Here is a 21,092-nt window from a genome sequence, read left to right on the forward strand (position 1 = left end):
CCTATTTCTTGGCGAAGCTGCGCTGCACGATGTTGAGGAACTCGGTGGAGAAGCTGTCCATCTCTCCGATGAGCACCCTGATCTTGTGCTGGAAGTGATTGTATCCCATGACTGCCGGGATGGCGGCCACCAGGCCGATGGCCGTGGCGATGAGGGCCTCGGCGATGCCGGGGGCGACGACTGCCAGGGAAGCGGAACCGGTCTCGCCGATCCCCTTGAAGGCGGTCATGATCCCCCAGACCGTTCCGAACAGACCGATGAAGGGGGCAGTGGCGCCGGTGGTGGCGAGGAACGTCGTGTACTTCTCGAGGCGGGTGATTTCCGAGGTGGTGGCGCGGCGCAGGGAGCGGGATATATTGTCGATCCCTCCCAGGTCGGTGCTGATCACGTCCGGCTCTTCCTTCTGTTCCCCCCGGTCCATGAGCTTCTTCAACTCTCCGTACCCTTCGCTGAAGAGGACGGTGAGGGGAGAGTTGGCGAACCGGTCGACCTGGGCGTTGATGGCGTCAAAACGCTTGGTTTTCCAGAAAAACTCCAGGAACCGCTCCGACTCGCTGTTGGCGCGGTGGACCTGGAGCAGTTTGTAGAAGATGATGGCCCAGGAGACGACGGAAAAGTAGAGGAGAATCAGTAGCACCAGTTTTACGACCAGGCCGGTCCCGGCAAAGAATGTCACGGTAGGTACCTCCGCTGTTGGTAGGAGTAAACTCCCCGAAAATATTACGTACCCCGGGGGAAGTCAATACGATTTTTGCCTTTACAGGGACAGGCTTCGTGCCTGCCCTGATGATGGGGTCCCACAGGTAATGCCCCTGTGGGATGCCCGTCAGTAGTATTCCTGCTTCCGGTCCCGGAAGCAGGGTATCTGCTGGCGCCAGTTCTCCATGACGCTGAAGTCGAGGGTGGCGGTCAGTTCGCAGCTTTCGTACCCCCCCTCAGCCAGGACTTCTCCCTTCGGGTCGATTATCAGGCTCATGCCGAAGAAGTCCAGCTTGCCGACTATGCCGCAGCAGTTGGCGGCAATGACGAACAGCTGGTTTTCGATGGCCCGGGCACGGAGCAGGGTTCGCCAGTGCTCTTCCCGCGGCTTCGGCCATTCGCCGGGAACGACGATGATTTCCGCCCCCTCCAGCGCAAGGCGACGGGCCAGTTCGGGGAAGCGCAGATCGTAACAGATGAACACACCGATCCTGCCAATGCTGGTATCCGTTACCAGCCAGGAGTCACCGCCGGTGAAGGAGCGGTCCTCGTTCATCAGCGAGAAGAGATGGATTTTGCGATACGTTCCCGCCAGCCGCCCCCGGTCAAACAGGTAGGCGGTATTGCAGACCTTGTCGCCGTCCGGCTCGGGCAGACTACCCACCAGTACCATGCCGTATTCTGCCGAAAGCCGTCCCATCTCCTCCACCAGTTCCGGCGTGCGTGCGGCAAGGGCGTTCAGTTCCCGGTAGGCAAAGCCGCAGCTCCACATCTCCGGCAGCACCGCCAGCTGGCATCCCTCCCCGGCCAGGCGGGCGAGCGCACTCCGCACATGCTCCACGTTGGCATCGATATCTCCCAGCTGTATGGTGAACTGCACGGCGGCGGCCTTGATCACACGGGACATGGGGGAACCTCCTTCCGGGTCAATCGCACGAGTGCCGCAAGTTTACCGGCAAGTGACCTGTATTTCAACAAGATATTAAATTTGGACATGGGAAGGGGGATGTACTACTATCGTTGACCATGGACTGTGCCCTCTACATCCATTTCCCCTTCTGTGTCCGGAAATGCCTCTACTGCGACTTCGGCTCCCTGGCTGGTTCATCCATCTCCCCCGAAGAGTATGTCGCTGTACTGATGCGGGAGCTGGAACTGCGTGCGGCAACCCTTGATGGGACGGTAACGGCTTCTACCCTTTACTTCGGGGGAGGCACCCCTTCGCTCATGGCTTCGGAGTCTGTGAAGTTGGTGATCGACTGGGCGCGGCGGTGGTACGGGCTTTTGCCGGGCGCGGAAGTGACCCTGGAGGCAAATCCCGGCACCATCGACCGGGAAAAGCTTGCCGGTTACCGGGCGGCAGGGGTAAATCGTCTGTCGCTGGGAGTACAGTCCTTCGACGATGCCATCTTGGGCCGGCTCGGCCGACTCCATACGGCGCGGCAGGCAGCTGATGCGGTAACCCTGGCCCGACAGGCGGGATTTGCCAATCTCGGCATCGACCTGATCCATGGGCTTCCCGGCCAGTCGGTCGCCATGTGGCGGGATGACCTGGCACGGGCCGTCGATCTCGCCCCCGAGCATATTTCCGCCTATGGCCTTACGGTGGAGGAGGGAACCCCGTTTCACGATCTGGCCCGTAATGGGCAACTCGACCTGCCTGACGAGGACACGGCGTTGGAGATGCTGGAGATGACATCCGACCTTCTCCGTGAGACCGGCTACGAACAGTACGAGATATCCAACTTCGCCCGGCCGGGGTGCCGCTCCCGTCACAACCAGGTCTACTGGCACCGTGGCGAGTATCTCGGGTTCGGGGCGGGGGCCCATTCCTTCCTGAGGATGGGTGGGTGGGGACGGCGGTGGCACAATCCGCGCCAGCCCGCAGTCTATATGCAGGCCATGGCCGACGGGCTGCCACCGGCGGAGGAACCGTTCACCCTCGACCGCCACGATGCCATGGCGGAGTTCATGTTTCTCGGCTTGCGGCTCCTGGAGGGAATCGAGCTGTCCCGTTTCCGGGAGGAATTTGGGGTGGCGGTGAACGAGGCCTATGGGGCGGAAGTGGACTACCTGACGACGTCCGGCCTGCTGGAGCTGGTCGATGACAGGCTGAGGCTCACCCGGGCCGGGCTTCCCCTGGCAAATCAGGTTTTTCAGCGCTTCCTCTAACGGGTAAATCCCCTTGACAAACCGGGCGTTTGTTATTAGATTGGGACGGTATTAGCACTCGGAAATGATGAGTGCTAATATTTTTTTGAGGGCGATTTTATGCGCGACAACCTGACAGAGCGGAGCAAGCAGATCCTCGAGGCGATCATCGAGGATTACATTGTGACGGCCGAACCGGTGGGGAGCCGAACCGTCACCCGCCGGCACGGCCTCAGCCTGTCGCCGGCTACGGTGCGCAATGTCATGGCCGATTTGGAGGAGATGGGGTTTCTCGCCTCTCCCCATACGTCGGCGGGAAGGGTGCCGACCGACAAGGCCTACCGCCTCTATGTCGACTCCCTTCTCGGTGTCCGGAAGGTGGCGCGGGAGGAGCGGGAGGAGATCCGCAAGCACTGCAGTCTCACAGGGAAGGACATCGGCGAGGTCCTCCACGAGACGAGCCGGATGCTCTCCTCCGTTTCCCACTACATGGGAATCGTGGTGGCACCCCACTTTGCCGCCAACGTGCTCCGGCATCTGGAGTTCGTCAAGCTGGGGGGGCGGCGGATACTGGTCATCCTGGTCTCCCAGAGCGGCTCCGTGCAGAACAAGATCGTCGAAACGGCGGACGATTTCTCCAGTAACGACCTGGTCCGGATGTCCAACTACCTCAACGAGCTTCTTGCCGGCCTGACCATTGCCCAGGTGCGCAACCGCCTCCTGGAGGAGATGGAGAACGCCAAGACAAGGTACGATGCCCTCCTGTCCAAGGCCCTCCAGCTTTCCCAGCAGAGCCTGCCGGACAAGGATTCGGAGGTGTTCATCGAGGGGCAGTCCAACATCCTGGAACTTCCGGAATTCGCCGACGTCGGCAGGATGAAAGAGATATTCCGGGCGTTCGAGGAGAAGGGGCAACTTGTCGGCCTCCTCGATCAGTGCCTCGGTGCACAGGGGATCAATATTTTCATCGGCGCCGAGTCCCGACTGAGCCAGATGGCGGGGCTGAGCGTCATTACTTCGACCTACATGACCGGCCGCAACACCCTCGGGGTGCTCGGCGTTATCGGTCCGACACGCATGGGGTACGCCAAGGTGATTCCCATTGTCGACTATACGGCGAAGATGGTCAGCCGGCTCCTGGAGATGGAGTAGCCGCCCCGACCGCTGCCGTCGGGCATTGATGTAATCCAAGGGAGATAGGACGATGGACAAGAAAAAACATACGGAACAACACCATACTACGCCAGCCGGCGACGCGCCCCAGCCGTCACCGGAACCGGCCGCCGTTCCGCCCGAAGCAACGGCTTCCGTTGACGAGCGCCTGAAGCAACTGGAAGAGGCCCTGGCGACAAAGGAAGCGGAGGCGGCGGCAAACTGGGACAAGTTCGTCCGGGAGCGGGCCGATCTGGAAAATTATCGGCGGCGGGTCCAGAAGGAGAAGGAAGAGCTTCTCAAGTACGGGAACGAGGCGCTCCTTCTCGAAATCCTGCCGGTCCTCGACAACATGGAGCGGGCGCTGGCCCACTCGGGTGAGGAGAGCCAGAACGCGGTGATCGAAGGGGTGCGGATGACCCACGCCATGCTCCTTGGGGCACTGAAAAAGTTCGGCGTTTCCCCCATCGAGACCGGCCGGGGGACCGTCTTCGACCCGGCCTTCCACCAGGCCATGTGCCAGGTGGAGTCAGACGATCTCCCTGCCAACATGGTGGTGGAGGAGTTACAGAAAGGGTATCTGCTCAACGAACGGCTTCTCAGGCCGGCCATGGTATCGGTAACAAAAAATCAGTGACCCGGGACCGGTGCCCGGTGAACCGAGCCATGGAATAGAGGCCTTTTCCGGACCCCGGTTCCCGGACCCGGAATTTACCGCATATATTTTTCGCGTTCCCCCTTGTTTTTCCACGGGGGGATGCCTAGCTTGATCATAGATATTTCACAAGGAGGAGCACCTGTATGAGCAAAGTCATCGGAATCGACCTGGGAACCACCAACTCCTGCGTAGCTGTCATGGAGGGGGGGGAACCGGTTGTCATAGCAAACGCGGAGGGGAGCCGCACCACTCCGTCCATGGTCGCCTTCACCGACAGTGGCGAGCGGCCGGTTGGGCAGCAGGCCAAGCGCCAGGCGGTCACCAACCCGGAGAACACTCTTTTCGCCATCAAGCGGCTTATCGGCCGCAAGTTCAACACGGAGCAGGTGAAGAAGGACATCGCCATCTCCCCCTTCAAGATCGTGAAGGCGGATAACGACGACGCCTGGGTTGAAGTCCGGGGGCAGAAATATTCCCCACCGGAGATTTCGGCCATGGTCCTGCAGAAGATGAAGAAGACCGCCGAAGACTACCTGGGGGAAACGGTGACCGATGCGGTCATCACCGTGCCGGCCTACTTCGACGACTCCCAGCGCCAGGCGACCAAGGATGCCGGCAAGATCGCCGGTCTGAACGTCCTGCGGATCATCAACGAGCCGACCGCCGCGGCGCTTGCCTATGGCCTGGACAAGAAGAAGGACGAAAAAATCGCGGTCTTCGACCTGGGAGGGGGGACCTTCGATATCTCCATCCTGGAGCTGGGGGAAGGGGTCTTCGAGGTGAAGTCCACCAACGGCGATACCTTCCTCGGTGGTGAGGACTTCGACCAGAAGGTGATCGACTGGATCGCCGACGAGTTCAAGAAGGATCAGGGAATCGACCTGCGAAGCGACAAGATGGCCCTGCAGCGTCTCAAGGAGGCAGCGGAAAAGGCCAAGTGCGAACTCTCCACCTCCATGGAGACCGACATCAACCTCCCCTTCATCACCGCCGACGCCACCGGTCCCAAGCACCTGACCCTGAAACTCACCCGGGCCAAGCTTGAGGCGCTCTGCGCCGATCTCATCGCCAAACTTGAAGGGCCGTGCCGGACCGCCCTCAAGGATGCCGGTCTTTCGGCCAGCGAGGTGGACGAGGTGATCCTGGTGGGGGGCATGACCCGCATGCCGATCGTGCAGAAAAAGGTGCAGGATATCTTCGGCAAGGTCCCCAACCGGGGGGTTAACCCGGACGAAGTGGTGGCCATCGGCGCCGCCATTCAGGGTGGTGTCCTCCGGGGTGATGTGAAGGACGTGCTGCTCCTCGACGTCACCCCGCTCTCCCTGGGTATCGAGACCCTGGGAAGCGTCATGACCAAGCTGATCGAAAAGAACACCACCATCCCCTGCCGGAAGTCCCAAACCTTTTCCACCGCCGCCGACAATCAGCCGGCCGTGACCATCCATGTCCTCCAGGGTGAGAGGGAGATGGCGGGTGACAACAAGACCCTCGGCAACTTTGAGCTGACCGGCATTCCCTCAGCACCCCGCGGCGTTCCCCAGATTGAGGTGACCTTCGACATCGACGCCAACGGCATCGTCCACGTCTCCGCCAAGGACCTGGGGACCGGCAAGGAGCAGTCAATCCGGATCACTGCCTCCTCCGGCCTCTCCAAGGAGGAGATCGACAAGATGGTGCAGGATGCCGAGGCCCATGCCTCCGAGGACAAGAAGAAGCGGGAGTTGATCGAGGCCCGCAACCAGGCAGACTCCCTCGCCTACCAGACCGAGAAGTCCCTCAAGGAATTCGGCGACAAGATTGATGCCGCTGAGAAGCAGAAGATCGAAGAGGGGCTGGCTACACTGAAGAAGGCCCTGGATGGCAACGATGCGGATGCCATCAAGAAAGCGAGCGACGACCTGATGCAGGCCTCCCACAAGCTTGCCGAGGCGGTCTACGCCAAGGCCCAGCCCGGTGCCGGCGAGGCAGCGGGAGAGCCTGCCGGCGAGGGGAGTGCCAAAGGAGAGAAGGTCGTGGATGCCGACTTCGAAGAAGTGAAGGACGAGAAAAAATAAGCTGGCGACGATCCGCCGGTGCACATCGTAGGGGCGCAGCATGCTGCGCCCCTACACGTATTTAGACAAGGACAAAAGGAACGACATCTTGGCAAACGGCGACAAACGCGATTATTACGAGGTGCTCAGCGTCAACCGCAACGCCTCTGATACGGAAATCAAGAAGGCCTACCGCAAGCTGGCCGTCCAGCACCACCCTGACAAGAACCCCGGCGACAAGGCTGCCGAGGATAAGTTCAAGGAGCTCTCCGAGGCCTACGAGGTCCTTTCCGATCCCCAGAAGCGCGCCCAGTACGACCAGTTCGGCCATGCCGGTCTGGGTGCCGGCGGCTTCTCCAGCGGAGGTTTTGGCGGTTCGCCGTTCGGTGATATTTTTGGCGACATCTTCGGCGACATCTTCGGCGGGACCCGGCAGCGCGGGCGGGGGAAGCGTGGCGACGATCTCCAGTACAACCTTGAGATCAACTTCGAAGAAGCGGCGTTCGGAATGGAGACCACCATCGACGTCCCCTATGCCAAGCGGTGTGAGACCTGCGGCGGAAATGGCGCCAAGCCGGGCACCGAGCCGAAAACCTGCCCCACCTGCCGGGGGGCCGGCCAGGTCCGTTTTCAGCAGGGCTTTTTCAGCGTCAGCAAGACCTGCAGTCAGTGCCAGGGTGAGGGGCGCATCGTGGAAAGCCCCTGTACTACCTGCCGGGGGACGGGGAGCATCAGGGACACTAAGACCCTCTCCGTCAAGGTTCCTCCGGGGGTCGAGACCGGCAACCGCCTGAAACTCACCGGCGAGGGAGGGCAGGGGACCAAGGGGGGGGGGAACGGCGACCTCTACGTGCTGCTTTCGGTGCGCGAACATTCCCTTTTCACCCGGGAAGGGAACGACGTCGTGTGCGAGGTTCCCATCAGTTTTGCCCAGGCGGCCCTCGGGTGCGACATCGAGATCCCGACCCTGGAAGGGCCGGTCAAGATGAAGATTCCCGAAGGGACCCAGTCGGGGCGGATTTTTCGCCTGCGGGCAAAGGGGATTCCGGTGCTGCAGGGGTACGGCCGGGGAGACCAGCTGGCCATCATCCGGGTGGAAACCCCCGTCAACCTGAACAAGCGGCAACGGGAAATTATCGAGGAGTTCGCCAGAATCAGCGGCGAAGAGGTCCATCCTCTGCGGAAAGGCTTCTTCGACAAGGTCATGGACATCATCAGTTGAACCCACTTCCCCTTCACTGGCGCCGGGCCGGGCACTTCGCCCGGCTTGTGGCGACTCTCCTGCTTGCAACCCTCGTACTTTCTTTTACCGTTCCTGTTGCTGCTTCATCTTCATCCCCTACCGTTACCCTGCTCAAGAATGGCGACTACCTTGATGCACTTGTCCAGGGGATCAGAAAAGCCCGACGGAGCGTCCTCTGTTCCTGTTACCTGTTCAAGACCGGTACCGGCCGCGGGAACCAGCCGCGCCGGATAGCCGACGAACTGATCCGCGCCCGGCAACGGGGACTCGCGGTCACGGTGATCATGGAAGACGAGGGGCGCCGCCGGGATCCGCTCAATGCGGCCAACCATGTGACGGCTGCCCTGTTGAGGAGCGGCGGGGTAACGGTCCGGTTCGACTCCCCCTGGGTAACCACCCATGCCAAGGTGGTGGTGATCGACAGCCGCTATGTCTACCTCGGCAGTCACAACCTCACCCAGAGCGCACTTACCCGCAACAACGAACTCTCCCTCCTCATCGATTCTCCCGCTCTGGCCGCCGAGGTCACCGGCTACCTTGACCGGCTCTGACGTTTTTCCCCCGCGACATACTTCCCATGGATTGATTCCTGACTCCGTGGTATACTCTCACTCTTGTAGAGATATGGAATATGAGGAGTGGCAATGGACGGCAAAGAACTGCAGGTACTGCTGCAGAACCTGAAAAACGGCGACATCAACGTGGATGACGCGATCCAGCGGCTCAAACACCTGCCGTTCGAAGATCTCGGCCACGCCAACGTGGACCATCACCGGCAACTCCGGCTCGGCTTCCCCGAGGTGATATTCGGCGAGGGGAAGAGCGTCGGTCAGATGACCCAGATCGTCACGGCGCTACTGGACAAGGGAAGCAACGTGCTGGTGACGCGGGTCGACGAACCTCGTGCCCTGCAGCTCAAAGAGCATTTCCCCCGCCTCGTGTACCATGAGGATGCCCGCTGTCTGACTCTGGAGCAGAAGCCGGTGGAGATAACCGGCCGGGGAAAGATTCTCGTGGTGTCGGCGGGAACGTCCGACATCCCGGTGGCCGCCGAGGCGGTGGTGACTGCCCGCCTGCTGGGAAACGAGGTGGAGCAGCTCTATGACGTGGGAGTGGCCGGGATCCATCGCCTGCTGGCACGGAAGGAACTCCTCTTCACCGCGGCGGTGATCATCGTCGTGGCCGGTATGGAGGGGGCGCTCCCCTCGGTGGTGGCCGGCATGGCAGGGCGGCCGGTCATCGGCGTTCCTACCTCCATCGGTTACGGTGCCTCCTTCGGGGGGATCGCCGCACTGCTGGGAATGCTCAATTCCTGTGCCGCCGGGGTGACGGTGGTGAATATTGACAACGGCTTCGGGGCGGCCTGCGCCGCCAGCCTCATGAACCGGGACGTGGGATGAAGGTTCTCTACTGTGACTGTGGTGCGGGGATTGCCGGTGACATGACGGTCGCCGCGCTCCTGGAGCTGGGGGTGCCGCTGGAGCATCTCCGCAGAGAGCTGGCGAACCTCCCACTTCCCCTTTCCAGCTACAGCATCGACGCGGAGCGGGTCACGCGCCAGGGTATGGTGGCGACCCATTTTCAGGTCCGGGTGGAGGAGCACCAGCCCCACCGGCACTACACGGACATTTCCGGGATGATCGAGGCGAGTTCCCTGCCGGCCGGGGTCAAGGAACGGGCCCAGCGGATTTTTTACCGGCTGGCGGAGGCGGAGGCCAAGGTCCACTGCGTGGAAATCGGCCACGTCCATTTCCACGAGGTGGGAGGGGTGGACTCCATCGTGGACATCGTCGGCGCGGCCATCGGCCTCGACTACCTGGGCGTGACGGAGCTCCATGTCGCGCCCCTCCCCCTGGGGAGCGGCTGGGTGGAAACCGCCCACGGCCGGCTGCCGGTACCGGCACCGGCAACCGCCGAACTTCTCAGGGGAATGCCGGTCCACGGGGATACCGGCCCGGGAGAGCGAGTCACTCCGACCGGTGCGGCTATCCTGGCTGCCCTTGCCACGGGTTTTGGAGCGCCGCCGGCCATGCGGGTGCTCGGTGTCGGTTGCGGTGCCGGAAGCCGGGAGTTCGCCGATGTGCCGAACATTCTTCGCCTTGTGCTGGGAGAAAAAGATGGTACGCTTCACCATGACGACGTAATCGTAGCGGAGACCCACATCGACGACATGAACCCGGAAATCCTCGGGTTCCTCATGGAGCGGCTCCTGGAACAGGGGGCGCTCGATGTCGCCTTTGCCCCCCTGCAGATGAAGAAAAACCGCCCCGGCATCAGGTTGACCATCATCTCTTCCCCTGCTCACCTGGATGAACTTGCCCACATGGTCCTGACGGAAACGACCGCTGCCGGAATCCGCTATTATCCTGCCCGCCGTCTCAAGCTGGAGCGGGTCATGGAGGAGCGGGAGACCTCCCTCGGGCAGGTCAGGGTGAAGGTGTTTCGGGATGGCGCCGGTCTGCTCCGGGTGGCTCCCGAATACGAAGAGTGCCGACGGCTTGCTCTGGAGAAGGGGCTTCCCCTCCTGGAGGTCTACCGCATCGTCGAACGGGAGACCGCCGCGTCATGAGGCGTTTCGTCATCATGCTCGCCACCTGGGGGGGGACCGGCTACAGTCCGGTGGCGTCGGGGACGGTCGGCACCGTGGCGGCGATTCCGTTCTATCTCCTGCTGGCCCGGCTGCAACTGCCGCTCTACCTTCTGGTTACGCTACTTTTCAGCTCCTTCGCGTGCTGGGTTTCGGGAGAGGCGGAACGGATCTTCGCCGAAAAGGATTCGGGGAAGATCGTCATCGACGAGGTGGCCGGTTACCTTGTTACCATGATTGCCGTTCCGTTCAGCTGGCAGGGAGTGGTGGCCGGATTTTTCCTGTTCCGCCTGTTCGACATAACCAAGCCGTTCCCTGCCCGGTACATTGACCGCAACCTCAAAAACGGCTGCGGCGTGGTGCTGGACGATCTGGTGGCGGGGGTGTATGCCTGCCTGGCGCTCCATCTGCTGCTGAGGTTCCTGTGAAGATTGCCACCCTTTCCATCGGCGACGAACTGATCTATGGCGAGGTAGTGGATACCAACGCTGCCCGGATCGCCGAGCGGCTCTACGGGGCAGGGCTGACGGTGCGGCGGCACCTGACAGTCGGCGACGAGGAGTCGGACATCGTGGAGGCACTCGAACTCCTGGTCGAGAAGAGCGAGACAGTGATCGTCACCGGTGGGCTCGGTCCCACCATCGACGACATCACCGCCCGTGCTGCCGCCAAGGCCACCGGACGGCGGCTGGTGCTCAACGACGAGGCGCTTGCCCATGTCAGGGGGATATGCGAAAAACTGGGGGGAAATCTCCACCCTTTGAACGAAAAGCAGGCCCTCATGCCGACCAAGTCGACCCTGATCCCCAATCCGGTCGGTACTGCCTGCGGCTTCCACCTGACCCATCAGGGGCGGTACCTGTTCTTCCTGCCGGGGGTGCCGGGAGAGATGGTACGGATGCTGGAAGAGACAGTCCTCCCCTTCCTGTTGGAGCGATGCAGGCACCGGAAGGTGATCCGGACCCGGGTCCTCAAGGTATTCGGCCCCTCCGAGGCGGAGGTCGATTTTCTCCTGAAGGAACTGGCAGCGGTCCATGTGGGGCTAACGGTGGCCTTCAACGTCATCTTTCCCGAGATCCACGTCAAGCTGCGGGCCGAGGGAGATGGGGAGGAAGCCGTTGCCGATCTTCTGGAGCGGGCTATGGCTGCGGCCCGGGAAAAGCTCAAGGATATGGTCTTTGCGGAGGATACCGCCACTATGGACAGCGTAGTGGCCGGGCTGTTCCGGGAGAAAGGGCTTACCCTGGCCCTTGCCGAATCCTGTACAGGCGGACTGGTGGCCAAACGGATCACCGATCAGCCGGGGAGTTCGGCCTATTTCCGGGAAGGGGTAGTCACCTATGCCGATGCCGCCAAGACCAGGTACCTGGAAGTCCCCCCCCAGCTCCTGGCGGAGAAAGGTGCGGTCAGTGGCGAGGTGGCCATGGCCATGGCGAAGGGGATACGACGGGTGAGCGGCAGCGACATCGCCCTCGCCGTAACGGGGATTGCTGGTCCGGACGGCGGGACCCCGGAAAAACCGGTCGGCACGGTCTTCATCGCCCTGGCGACCCGGGCCGGTTGCCATACCAAGCGCTACGCTTTTTACGGTGACCGTGAGGAAATCAGGACGATTACTGCGTTGACGGCCATGGATTGGCTGCGGCGCCAGTTGTCCCCGTAGTACACCAACGTCAGTTTATTCAACCCGCCGGTTGTCCGGCGGAGAGCGGTGCCATGACGCCTGCCAGCAGCGAAACAACCCTGAAGCCCCTCACGTGGGTTCTCGGACTGGTCCTGATCAGCCTCCTCCTGGAGGCATTTCTCTCTTTTGCCCACTTCTCCCTGCCTGTCATATCCCGTCTGCTCGATCTGATCGCGTTCCTCGGCCTGGTGATGGCGCTGGTGCTGTTGCACCTGGCTAACCGGAAAAAGGCCGACCGTGCAGCGGCCTCCCACTCCCGGGAACTCCTGGAGATGCAGCGGGAAGTGGACAAGACCGCCCTCCGGTACAAGAGCCTGCTGGAAGGGGCCGGCAACGCCATCTTCGTCTTTAACGTCGACAGTGGCATCCTGGAGGAGGTCAACCGGCGGGGAACCGAGATGTTCGGCTATGGCCAGGAAGAACTGGCGTCCCTGCACGGCAAGGACCTGGTGGCGGAAGACATGCAGGACAAGTTTACCTCGCTGGTTCTGCGGGTCAGACGGCGGGGGCGGGTCCGGGTCGGCGGCATAACCTTCCGGCGGAGAAACGGCGAACAGTTTCTCGGGGAGATCGAGGCCCGTCTCATAGACCTCGGCGACGAGAAAGTGGTCCATGCCATCGTCCGGGACGTCACCCAGAAATACCGTTCCGAGCGGGAGATCCGGCAGCGCAACCGGGAGCTTTCCCACCTCAACAGCATCGTGGCACGGGCCAACCAGAGCCTCGATCTTCCCAAGGTGCTGACGGTGACCCTCAAAGAAAACCTGGAGGTGTTCGGTGCCGAGGCGGGAGTGATCCACCTCCTGGGGGAGGATGGTGCATCCCTGCGGCTGGGTGTCCAGCATAACCTGTCGGGTGAATTTGCTGTTCAGGCCGGCAGGGACGATCTGCACTGCGGCGGCCCCTGCCGGGTCATGGCGACCCAGCATTGCCACGCACTCTCCGACCTGCACGAGATCCCCTGCCGCATGGGGCAGCTGGCCGTTGCCGACGGCTGGCGCGCCATGGTCGGGCTTCCCCTGTTTGCCAAGAGCCGCCTCATCGGCATCATGCACGTCATGTCCCACACCCGGCGGACCTATTCACCGGAAGAACTCACCTTCGGTACCACTATCGGCAATCAGATCGGTATCGTCATCGAACATGCCATGCTGTTCGCCGAACTGAACCAGAAGACCGGCGAACTGCTCCGCTCCCACCGGCTGCTGGAGAAAAACAGCAGACAGCTCACCCTCTCCCAGCATCGTCTCAAGAAGAACCTTTCCCTCATAGAGCAGGCGAACCTTGAACTGGAACGCTTGAACCGGATGAAGACCCATTTCCTCGGATTGATCTCCCACGAGTTCCGGACCCCCCTGACCGGGATACTCGGCAGTGCCGAGTATCTCATGGAGAGCCGTGGCGACACCCTGCGCGACGAGGAACGGCAGCTGCTTGAGATGATCCACCAGGGGGGGACGCGCCTCAACGAGATCGTCACCGACCTTCTCAAGGTTGCCCGACTGGAATCCAACGCCGCCACCGTTATCGGGACGACCCTCCATCTGACGGAGATCCTCGATCTGGTGCTCTCCCAGTTTCAGCCGCTTCTGGATGAACGGGGGCAGATCATCGTGACCCGCGGTGTGGAGTCCCTTCCCCATTTTTCCGGTGATCGGGAATTCCTGATCGACATTTTCATGGAACTGCTTGAAAATGCCATTAAATTCACCCCCGACGGAGGAGAGATCGTCGTCGCGGGCCAGGTGGTCGACCGGGCCGGGCTGGCAGGCAAGGTGGATACCCTCTCTCGCTTCAATCCCTTGTTCTTTGAGCAGATGGGAACCACCTGTTACCTGCAGGTGGTGGTGCAGGACAGCGGCATCGGCATCGACGACGACGAACAGCTGCAAATATTCGAGAAGTTTTACGGGATCGGCGACATACGTCACCATTCGAGCGGCCGTCACAAATTCCAGGGGAAGGGGCCGGGTCTCGGCTTGGCCATCGTCAAGGGGATGGTGGAGGCACAGGGGGGGATGGTCTGGGTGGAAAGCCCCTTCATGGATGCCGGTGGGGAAGCGGGGAGCGCCTTCATTTTTCTTCTCCCCATGGAAGAGGGGATCAGCCAGCCGACGCTGCCGTTCATGCGCGCCGAATCCGCCACGGACTTTCATTCCACACGGGGTCGTGGCCCACACCTGCCGGGAGATTCGCCCACCGGCTAACCCGTTCTCCCCGTGCCAGTAAAGATAATGTTGAAAATAGCGTGCTAACTATGCTATCTGTGGGTACGTTTTTGCCAGTCAGGATGGTCGGGCGGACATCTATTCAAACCGGGGAGGCAATATTATATGCAGGATAGAGAGAAGGCGATCGACCTGGCGTTGAGCCAGATAGAGAAACAGTTTGGCAAAGGCGCAATCATGCGGCTCGGGAAGGAAGAGCCGTTACCGGACATTGCCGCCATATCCACCGGCGCCATCTCCCTCGACATGGCCCTCGGAGTAGGCGGGGTTCCCCGGGGGAGGATCGTCGAAATATTCGGCCCCGAATCGTCGGGGAAGACGACATTGGCCCTCCACATCGTGGCGGAGGCCCAGAAGCAGGGAGGAATAGCTGCATTCGTGGATGCCGAGCATGCCCTGGATATCGGCTACGCCCGCAAGCTGGGGGTCCGGACGGACGACCTGCTCGTTTCCCAGCCCGATACGGGGGAACAGGCCCTCGAAATTACGGAGACACTGGTGAGAAGCGGCGCCATCGATATCCTGGTGATAGATTCGGTGGCGGCCCTGGTCCCCAAGGCTGAGATCGAAGGGGATATGGGGGATTCCCACATGGGACTCCAGGCCCGCCTCATGTCCCAGGCGCTGCGCAAGCTCACCGGCATCATATCCAAGTCCAATTGCTGCGTGATATTCATCAACCAGATCCGGATGAAAATCGGCGTGATGTTCGGCAACCCGGAAACGACAACCGGTGGCAACGCCCTCAAGTTCTACGCATCGGTACGGATGGACATCCGGAAGATCGCCAGTCTCAAGCAGGGGAATGACGTGATCGGGTCGAGGACCCGGGTCAAGGTGGTGAAAAACAAGGTGGCTCCCCCCTTCCGGGAGGTGGAGTTCGACATCCTTTACGGCGAGGGGATCTCCCGCGAGGGGGATATTCTCGACATGGCGGTGGAGAAGAATATCATCGAGAAGAGCGGCGCCTGGTTCTCCTACGGCAAGGAGCGGATCGGCCAAGGTCGCGAGAACTCCCGTCTGTTCCTCAAGGAGCACCCGGAACTGGTCACGGAGATCGAAACTAGACTGCTCAGCGACCTGGGGCTCACCCGTCCCGTGGCCGCCGAAGCGAAGGTGTAAGCCATGGAACTGAACGAGATATTGACCATTGCTGTCAAGGCGCGCGGCTCCGATGTACACATCAAGTCCGGTCTCCCACCGATCGTCAGGATCGACGGCAAGCTGCGCCCTATTCCCAACGCCCCCCGGCTTTCCCCCGATATGGTTGCCGACATGGCCCATGGCATCATGAACGAGAAACAGCGGAAGCAGTTCGAGGATAATTACGAGACCGACCTGGCGTACGGCGTGCCGGGGCTGGGGCGGTTCCGGGTCAGCGTCTATTCCCAGCGCGGCAGCGTTGCCATGGTGTTCCGTTCCATCCCCTTCGGTATTCCCTCCATCGACTCCCTCAACCTGCCGCCTGCCCTCAAGAAACTTGCCATGGAGGAACGCGGCCTGATCCTGGTCACCGGCACCACGGGGAGCGGCAAGTCGACCACCCTGGCGTCCATGGTCGATTACATCAACGACAACCGGACCTGCAACGTCATAACCGTCGAGGACCCGGTAGAGTACCTTCACAAGGACAAGAAGAGCATCGTCAGCCAGCGGGAAGTCGGATTCGACACCGCATCGTTCGGCAATGCCCTCCGGAGCGCCCTGCGCCAGGATCCGGATGTCATTCTGGTGGGAGAGATGCGCGACCTGGAGACTATCGAGACCGCATTGACCGCTTCCGAAACAGGGCACCTCGTCATGTCCACCCTCCACACCCTGGATGCCGCCGAGACCGTCAACCGGATCATTTCCGTCTTCCCCCCCTTTCAACAGCGACAGGTCCGGATGCAGCTTTCCGGTGTCATCAAAGGGGTCGTTTCCCAGCGCCTCGTCCCCCGGGCCGACGGCAAGGGGAGGGTGCCGGCTGTCGAGGTGATGATCGGCACCGCCCGGATCCGCGAATGCATCGATGACAAGGAAAAGACCAAGCAGATCCCGGAGGCGATCGCCCAGGGGTTCGTCTCCTATGGGATGCAGTCTTTCGACCAGTCCCTCATGCAACTCTACTCGAACAAGCTGATTACCTACGAAGAGGCGCTGCGCCAGTCGAGCAACCCGGACGACTTCGCCCTCAAGGTATCCGGCATTTCGTCAACCTCCAACTCCACGTGGGACCAATTTGGCGGCGAAGGGGGAGAGGGGGGAGAAGATGACGGGGGCGGCATCAAGGTAGACAAGTACTGACATGGATCGGGCGCAGCAGGCCTTTGCCGCCGCGCTGCGGATACTTTCCCGCCGCGACCACAGCGAAGCCGAATTGCGCCGCAAGCTGGGGGACCGGGAATTCGATGGCGTGGTCCAGGACGGGGTCGTTGCCCGGCTCAAGGGATTGGGGTATCTGGACGACAGGCGGTCCGCCCGGCTGTGGGCAGAATCGGCGGTGCGCAACGGCAGGGGGTTCGGGCCGAAACTCCGAATGGAGCTGACGCGGCGTGGCTTTTCTCCCGAGGTCGTGGCGGAAGTCCTGGCCGAGATAGTGGCAAGCAACGACGAACGGGAACTGGTCAGGGATATCCTGGCCAGGAAGTTTCCCGCCTTCGATCCGGTGACGGCGTCGGACCGTGACCGGCATCGGGTCTTGGGGTACCTGCAGCGGCGCGGATTTTCCGCCGGACTGCTGTTCAGAATACTGCGGGATGACGAATGAGGGTTGCTGGGTCGGCGCCCTTTTTTTAACTTTATCGATGGGCAGGGGTGTACATGACAGGAAAAGAAATCAGAGCGCGTTTTCTCCGTTACTTCCAGGAGCGCGGGCATGCGGTGGTGGCAAGTTCCAGCCTGATCCCCCACAACGACCCGACCCTCCTCTTTACCAATGCGGGGATGAACCAGTTCAAGGACTGTTTCCTCGGGCTCGAAAAACGTGGTTACGTCAGGGCATGCAGCTCCCAGAAATGCGTCCGGGCCGGCGGCAAGCACAACGACCTGGAAAACGTGGGGCGGACGGCGCGTCACCATACTTTTTTCGAGATGCTCGGCAACTTCTCCTTCGGCGACTATTTCAAGAAAGAGGCCATCGCCTTTGCCTGGGAGTTCCTTACCAAGGAGCTCGGGCTGGACAAGGACCGCCTCTACGTGACCGTCTACCAGGACGACGACGAAGCGGCCGACATCTGGCACCTGCAGGAAGGGGTGCCGCGGGAGCGGATCTACCGCTTCGGCGAGAAGGACAACTTCTGGTCAATGGGGGATACGGGCCCCTGCGGCCCCTGCTCCGAGATATTCTGGGACAATGGCCCCGGTACCGGCTGCGGCAGCCCGACCTGTGCGGTGGGATGCGACTGCGACCGGTACATGGAGATATGGAACAACGTCTTCATGCAGTTCAACCGCTCCGCCGACGGGACCCTGACCCCCCTCCCCAAGCCCTCCGTAGATACGGGCATGGGGCTGGAGCGGATCTGTACCGTCATGCAGGGGGTGACCTCCAACTACGATACCGACCTCCTCCAGGGGATCATCCAGTTCGTAGCAAGGCTTTCCGGCAAGCAGTACGGGGCGGACGAGCGGGATTCCGTCTCCATGCGGGTCATTGCCGACCATGCCCGGGCCGTCACCTTCCTGATCTGTGACGGGGCGCTGCCGAGCAACGAGGGGCGGGGTTACGTGCTGCGCCGCATCATGCGCCGCGCCGCCCGTCATGCCAAGATGCTCGGTTTCGCCGAACCGGTCCTCTACCGTACGGTTGATGCGGTCAATTCCCTGCTGGGCGAGGCTTTCCCCGAACTGCTGGAGCGGGAGGGGTATATCAAGAAAGTGATCCTGGCGGAGGAGGAGCGCTTTGCCGAGACCCTCGACCGGGGGCTCGCCATCCTCAACGAGGAGGTGACAGGCCTGAAGAAGGCCGGCCGCACCGTCCTCCCCGGCGAGGCGGTGTTCCGTCTCTACGATACCTTCGGGTTCCCCGTCGACCTGACCGCCGATATCATCGCCGCCGAGGGGATGACCGTGGACGAGGACGGATTTGCCCTCGCCATGGAGCGCCAGCGGAACCAGGCCCGGGAAAACTGGAAGGGATCGGGAGAAGAGGGGATCGCCGAGGTATTCAAGACCCTCCACGGCCAGGGGCTCCGCTCCATCTTCACCGGCTACGACGAACAGACCACCTACGGTGTGGTCTCCACCCTCATCCGGGGAGGTGAGGTGGTCGGCGAGGCGGGCAGCGGGGACGTGGTGGATGTGGTTACTGACAAGACCCCCTTCTACGGTGCCTCGGGGGGGCAGGGGGGCGATACGGGGACCATCTCCACCGGCAGCGCCCATCTGGAGGTGACGACGGCCCTGCGTCCCTACCCCGACCTCATCGTCCACCGCACCGTGGTGAAGGACGGTATCATACGGGTTGGCGATGCGGTGGACCTGCGGGTGACGGTTCCCGAGCGGCTGGCGACGGCCCGTAACCACACGGCGACCCATCTCCTCCAATCGGCCCTGCGCCAGGTTCTGGGAGACCACGTGAAACAGGCCGGCTCCCTGGTGGAGCCCGACCGTCTCCGTTTCGACTTTACCCACTTCTCCGCCGTTACCCCCGACGAGTTGCGGCGGGTGGAGGAACTGGTGAACGGGTACATCATGGCCAATGCGCTGGTGGACTCCCAGGAGATGACCACTGCCGAGGCGATGGCAAGCGGCGCCACGGCCCTCTTCGGCGAGAAATACGGGGAGCGGGTCCGGGTGGTGGCGGTGGGGGATGTGAGCACCGAACTCTGCGGCGGCACACATGTCAGCGCGGCAGGCGACATCGGCCTGTTCAAGATCCTCTCCGAGAGCGGGATTGCCGCCGGGGTCCGGCGGATCGAGGCCCTCACCGGCACGGGCGCACTTTCCCATGTCCAGCAGTTAGAGGATGACCTGCAGAGAGTGGCGGTCATGGTCAAGGCCGAGGGGGGGAACCCCATCGAGAAGGTAGAGCGTCTCCTCGCCCGACAGAAGGAACTGCAGCGGGAGATCGAGACCCTCCAGGCCCGGTTGAACGCCGGTGCGGCGGCCGACCTCCTGGCAGGTGTCCGGGAGATAGCCGGGGTGAAAGTCCTTGTCGCCGACATCAAGGGGGGGGATCCGAAGGGGCTGCGGGAGCTGTCCGACAACCTGAAGGAGCGGCTCGGCACGGGTATCGTCGTGCTCGGCTGTGCCGGTGACGGCAAGGCCAACTTGCTGGTTGCCGTATCCCGGGATCTGACTGCCCGGTACAAGGCGGGGGATCTGATCAAGGCCCTTGCCCCCATCATCGGCGGCAGCGGCGGCGGCAAACCGGAGCTGGCGCAGGCTGGCGGCAGCCGCCCGGAGCAGCTGGCCGATGCCCTGCAAGAGGTGTATAATCTCATCAGTCTCTCCGCCACCTGACGGCGGGGTAAACGTACCGAGCGCGCCATGCCCGAAACGAACCAACTACAAGCAGGAGACCAGGTATCCCGATCCATCCTGATCGTGGACGACGAGGCGATCATACGCGATCTCTGCCGCAAGGCCCTCAAGGGGTATACGGTGCTGCAGGCGGGGAATGGCGAGGAGGCGCTGGAGATTTTCGCCAAGGGGGGGATCGACGTCGTCCTGACCGACGTCATGATGCCGAGAATGACCGGCATTGAACTCCTGAAGCGGCTCAAGGAGATGGACCCGACTCTCGTGGTCATCGTCATGACCGGCTTCGCCGAGAAAGAGATCATCCTCAACGCCCTCAAGGCGGATGCGGACGACTTCATCTCCAAGCCGCTCAATCTCCTCCAGCTCAAGACCGCCGTGGACAAGGCGCTGGACAAAAAGGCCCTCAAGGAGGAGGTCGCCAACCTCAGGAACCTGGACCGGCTCAAGTCCAACTTCCTCTCCCTTATCTCCCACAAGTTCCGCACCCCCATTACGTCCATATCCCTCTTCCTCCAGAACCTTTCCGGCGGGGTGTACGATCCCGACAATCCGGAAAGCCGCCGCAACCTGGGTCTGGTCCACGAAGAGGCGTGCTACCTGGAGCGGCTGGTGGCCGATCTCCTCGCCTTCACCCGGGTGATGGACACGGGGGGGCTCAGGCTTGAACCGGTCCTGCTCGGCGACCTGGTCATGGAGGCTCTCCAGACATCCAGGGAAGTCCCTCGCCGGCCGGGGGTGGAAACCCGCTTCGACCTCGAACCGCTCCCCGAGCTCCTCTTTGACCGGGAGAAGATCGCCTTCGCCATCAAGCAGGTGATAGACAATGCCTACAAGTTTTCCCGCGAGACGGGGAAGGTGGCCATTTCCCTCACGCGGAACGGCGATCTCTGCCGGATCACGGTGGAGGACGGTGGGGAGGGGATTGCACGGGAGGAACTCCCCAAGGTGTTCGAGAAGTTCTACCAGGTGGACACCGCCAAGACCGGCCAGATCCGCGGGTTCGGCCTCGGCCTCTACTACGCGCGGCAGTTCGTCCGGCTCCATGGCGGTACCATTTCCATGGAGAGCGAACCGGGGCGCGGCACCCGGGTAACCATCACCCTTCCGGCACAATCCCCCCAGCAGCCCTGACAACACGCACCCAGGTCTCTCTCCCCCGCAGGTTCCACATGCAGTGCTAACCCCTCTTTG

General features: G+C 62.0%; 18 protein-coding genes. 16 read left to right on the plus strand and 2 right to left on the minus strand.

The window, feature by feature from the left end; all coding sequences use genetic code 11:
- Nucleotide 1: 1 nt before the first annotated feature.
- Together tolQ and LDN04_RS04650 are read right to left on the minus strand one after the other, a co-directional pair.
- The gene (gene tolQ, locus LDN04_RS04645) at nucleotides 2-676 is read right to left on the minus strand and encodes a protein TolQ (protein WP_223906920.1); all 675 of its coding nucleotides are present in this window, start codon (nucleotides 674-676) and stop codon (nucleotides 2-4) included.
- Nucleotides 677-826: 150 nt separating this feature from the next.
- Entirely contained in the window at nucleotides 827-1,606 is a 780-nt protein-coding gene (locus LDN04_RS04650) for a carbon-nitrogen family hydrolase (RefSeq protein ID WP_223906922.1), read from the minus strand.
- Between the two features lie 119 nt (nucleotides 1,607-1,725).
- Between LDN04_RS04650 and hemW the strand changes: the two genes are divergently transcribed.
- The 16 genes from hemW to LDN04_RS04730 all read left to right on the plus strand — a co-directional run bounded on the left by hemW (nucleotide 1,726) and on the right by LDN04_RS04730 (nucleotide 21,032).
- Entirely contained in the window at nucleotides 1,726-2,871 is a 1,146-nt protein-coding gene (gene hemW / locus LDN04_RS04655; RefSeq protein WP_223906924.1) for a radical SAM family heme chaperone HemW, read from the plus strand.
- Between the two features lie 99 nt (nucleotides 2,872-2,970).
- Complete coding sequence (gene hrcA, locus LDN04_RS04660; RefSeq protein ID WP_223906927.1) at nucleotides 2,971-4,002, plus strand: heat-inducible transcriptional repressor HrcA; 1,032 nt, start codon at nucleotides 2,971-2,973, stop codon at nucleotides 4,000-4,002.
- 52 nt (nucleotides 4,003-4,054) lie between these two features.
- Nucleotides 4,055-4,639, plus strand: coding sequence for a nucleotide exchange factor GrpE (gene grpE / locus LDN04_RS04665; protein WP_223906931.1), 585 nt, complete (start codon nucleotides 4,055-4,057; stop codon nucleotides 4,637-4,639).
- A gap of 164 nt (nucleotides 4,640-4,803) precedes the next feature.
- Nucleotides 4,804-6,714, plus strand: coding sequence for a molecular chaperone DnaK (gene dnaK / locus LDN04_RS04670; protein WP_223906934.1), 1,911 nt, complete (start codon nucleotides 4,804-4,806; stop codon nucleotides 6,712-6,714).
- Nucleotides 6,715-6,754: 40 nt separating this feature from the next.
- Nucleotides 6,755-7,915: a molecular chaperone DnaJ gene (dnaJ, locus tag LDN04_RS04675; protein ID WP_223906937.1), complete on the plus strand. Its 1,161-nt coding sequence runs from the start codon at nucleotides 6,755-6,757 to the stop codon at nucleotides 7,913-7,915.
- Nucleotides 7,912-8,487: a phospholipase D-like domain-containing protein gene (locus LDN04_RS04680; protein WP_223906940.1), complete on the plus strand. Its 576-nt coding sequence runs from the start codon at nucleotides 7,912-7,914 to the stop codon at nucleotides 8,485-8,487. Before dnaJ ends, LDN04_RS04680 begins: the two co-directional genes overlap by 4 nt.
- A gap of 93 nt (nucleotides 8,488-8,580) precedes the next feature.
- Nucleotides 8,581-9,336: a nickel pincer cofactor biosynthesis protein LarB gene (gene larB / locus LDN04_RS04685; protein WP_223906943.1), complete on the plus strand. Its 756-nt coding sequence runs from the start codon at nucleotides 8,581-8,583 to the stop codon at nucleotides 9,334-9,336.
- A complete protein-coding gene (larC, locus tag LDN04_RS04690) occupies nucleotides 9,333-10,505 on the plus strand; it encodes a nickel pincer cofactor biosynthesis protein LarC (protein WP_223906946.1) in 1,173 nt (390 codons plus the stop codon). The genes larB and larC overlap by 4 nt, the downstream gene beginning before the upstream one ends.
- Nucleotides 10,502-10,951, plus strand: coding sequence for a phosphatidylglycerophosphatase A (locus LDN04_RS04695; protein WP_223906949.1), 450 nt, complete (start codon nucleotides 10,502-10,504; stop codon nucleotides 10,949-10,951). The genes larC and LDN04_RS04695 overlap by 4 nt, the downstream gene beginning before the upstream one ends.
- The gene (locus tag LDN04_RS04700) at nucleotides 10,948-12,186 is read left to right on the plus strand and encodes a competence/damage-inducible protein A (RefSeq protein ID WP_223906952.1); all 1,239 of its coding nucleotides are present in this window, start codon (nucleotides 10,948-10,950) and stop codon (nucleotides 12,184-12,186) included. Before LDN04_RS04695 ends, LDN04_RS04700 begins: the two co-directional genes overlap by 4 nt.
- A 53-nt stretch (nucleotides 12,187-12,239) precedes the next feature.
- Nucleotides 12,240-14,414 carry an ATP-binding protein gene (locus tag LDN04_RS04705; protein ID WP_223906957.1) on the plus strand — a complete coding sequence of 725 codons (2,175 nt, stop codon included), beginning with the start codon at nucleotides 12,240-12,242 and terminating at the stop codon, nucleotides 14,412-14,414.
- 126 nt (nucleotides 14,415-14,540) lie between these two features.
- Nucleotides 14,541-15,557 (plus strand): recombinase RecA, encoded by a 1,017-nt coding sequence (recA, locus tag LDN04_RS04710; protein WP_223906962.1) that lies wholly within the window; start codon nucleotides 14,541-14,543, stop codon nucleotides 15,555-15,557.
- A 3-nt stretch (nucleotides 15,558-15,560) separates the two neighbouring features.
- Nucleotides 15,561-16,721 (plus strand): type IV pilus twitching motility protein PilT, encoded by a 1,161-nt coding sequence (locus LDN04_RS04715; RefSeq protein ID WP_223906965.1) that lies wholly within the window; start codon nucleotides 15,561-15,563, stop codon nucleotides 16,719-16,721.
- A 1-nt stretch (nucleotide 16,722) separates the two neighbouring features.
- Nucleotides 16,723-17,184: a regulatory protein RecX gene (locus LDN04_RS04720; protein WP_223906969.1), complete on the plus strand. Its 462-nt coding sequence runs from the start codon at nucleotides 16,723-16,725 to the stop codon at nucleotides 17,182-17,184.
- 53 nt (nucleotides 17,185-17,237) lie between these two features.
- Complete coding sequence (alaS, locus tag LDN04_RS04725) at nucleotides 17,238-19,880, plus strand: alanine--tRNA ligase (protein WP_223906972.1); 2,643 nt, start codon at nucleotides 17,238-17,240, stop codon at nucleotides 19,878-19,880.
- 27 nt (nucleotides 19,881-19,907) lie between these two features.
- The gene (locus LDN04_RS04730; RefSeq protein ID WP_223906975.1) at nucleotides 19,908-21,032 is read left to right on the plus strand and encodes a hybrid sensor histidine kinase/response regulator; all 1,125 of its coding nucleotides are present in this window, start codon (nucleotides 19,908-19,910) and stop codon (nucleotides 21,030-21,032) included.
- Nucleotides 21,033-21,092: the final 60 nt, after the last annotated feature.

The organism is Geobacter sp. AOG1, from assembly GCF_019972315.1.
GTDB lineage: Bacteria > Desulfobacterota > Desulfuromonadia > Geobacterales > Geobacteraceae > Geomobilimonas.

Bases quoted from the DNA above. Each gene is read 5' to 3' on its own strand.
- dnaK (WP_223906934.1), top strand. From the start codon at position 4,804: ATGAGCAAAGTCATCGGAATCGACCTGGGAACCACCAACTCCTGCGTA.
- alaS (WP_223906972.1), top strand. From the start codon at position 17,238: ATGACAGGAAAAGAAATCAGAGCGCGTTTTCTCCGTTACTTCCAGGAG.
- hrcA (WP_223906927.1), top strand. From the start codon at position 2,971: ATGCGCGACAACCTGACAGAGCGGAGCAAGCAGATCCTCGAGGCGATC.
- LDN04_RS04705 (WP_223906957.1), top strand. From the start codon at position 12,240: ATGACGCCTGCCAGCAGCGAAACAACCCTGAAGCCCCTCACGTGGGTT.
- recA (WP_223906962.1), top strand. From the start codon at position 14,541: ATGCAGGATAGAGAGAAGGCGATCGACCTGGCGTTGAGCCAGATAGAG.
- LDN04_RS04720 (WP_223906969.1), top strand. From the start codon at position 16,723: ATGGATCGGGCGCAGCAGGCCTTTGCCGCCGCGCTGCGGATACTTTCC.
- grpE (WP_223906931.1), top strand. From the start codon at position 4,055: ATGGACAAGAAAAAACATACGGAACAACACCATACTACGCCAGCCGGC.
- hemW (WP_223906924.1), top strand. From the start codon at position 1,726: ATGGACTGTGCCCTCTACATCCATTTCCCCTTCTGTGTCCGGAAATGC.
- larC (WP_223906946.1), top strand. From the start codon at position 9,333: ATGAAGGTTCTCTACTGTGACTGTGGTGCGGGGATTGCCGGTGACATG.
- LDN04_RS04650 (WP_223906922.1), bottom strand. From the start codon at position 1,606: ATGTCCCGTGTGATCAAGGCCGCCGCCGTGCAGTTCACCATACAGCTG.
- larB (WP_223906943.1), top strand. From the start codon at position 8,581: ATGGACGGCAAAGAACTGCAGGTACTGCTGCAGAACCTGAAAAACGGC.
- dnaJ (WP_223906937.1), top strand. From the start codon at position 6,755: ATGCTGCGCCCCTACACGTATTTAGACAAGGACAAAAGGAACGACATC.
- LDN04_RS04730 (WP_223906975.1), top strand. From the start codon at position 19,908: ATGCCCGAAACGAACCAACTACAAGCAGGAGACCAGGTATCCCGATCC.
- LDN04_RS04715 (WP_223906965.1), top strand. From the start codon at position 15,561: ATGGAACTGAACGAGATATTGACCATTGCTGTCAAGGCGCGCGGCTCC.
- LDN04_RS04695 (WP_223906949.1), top strand. From the start codon at position 10,502: ATGAGGCGTTTCGTCATCATGCTCGCCACCTGGGGGGGGACCGGCTAC.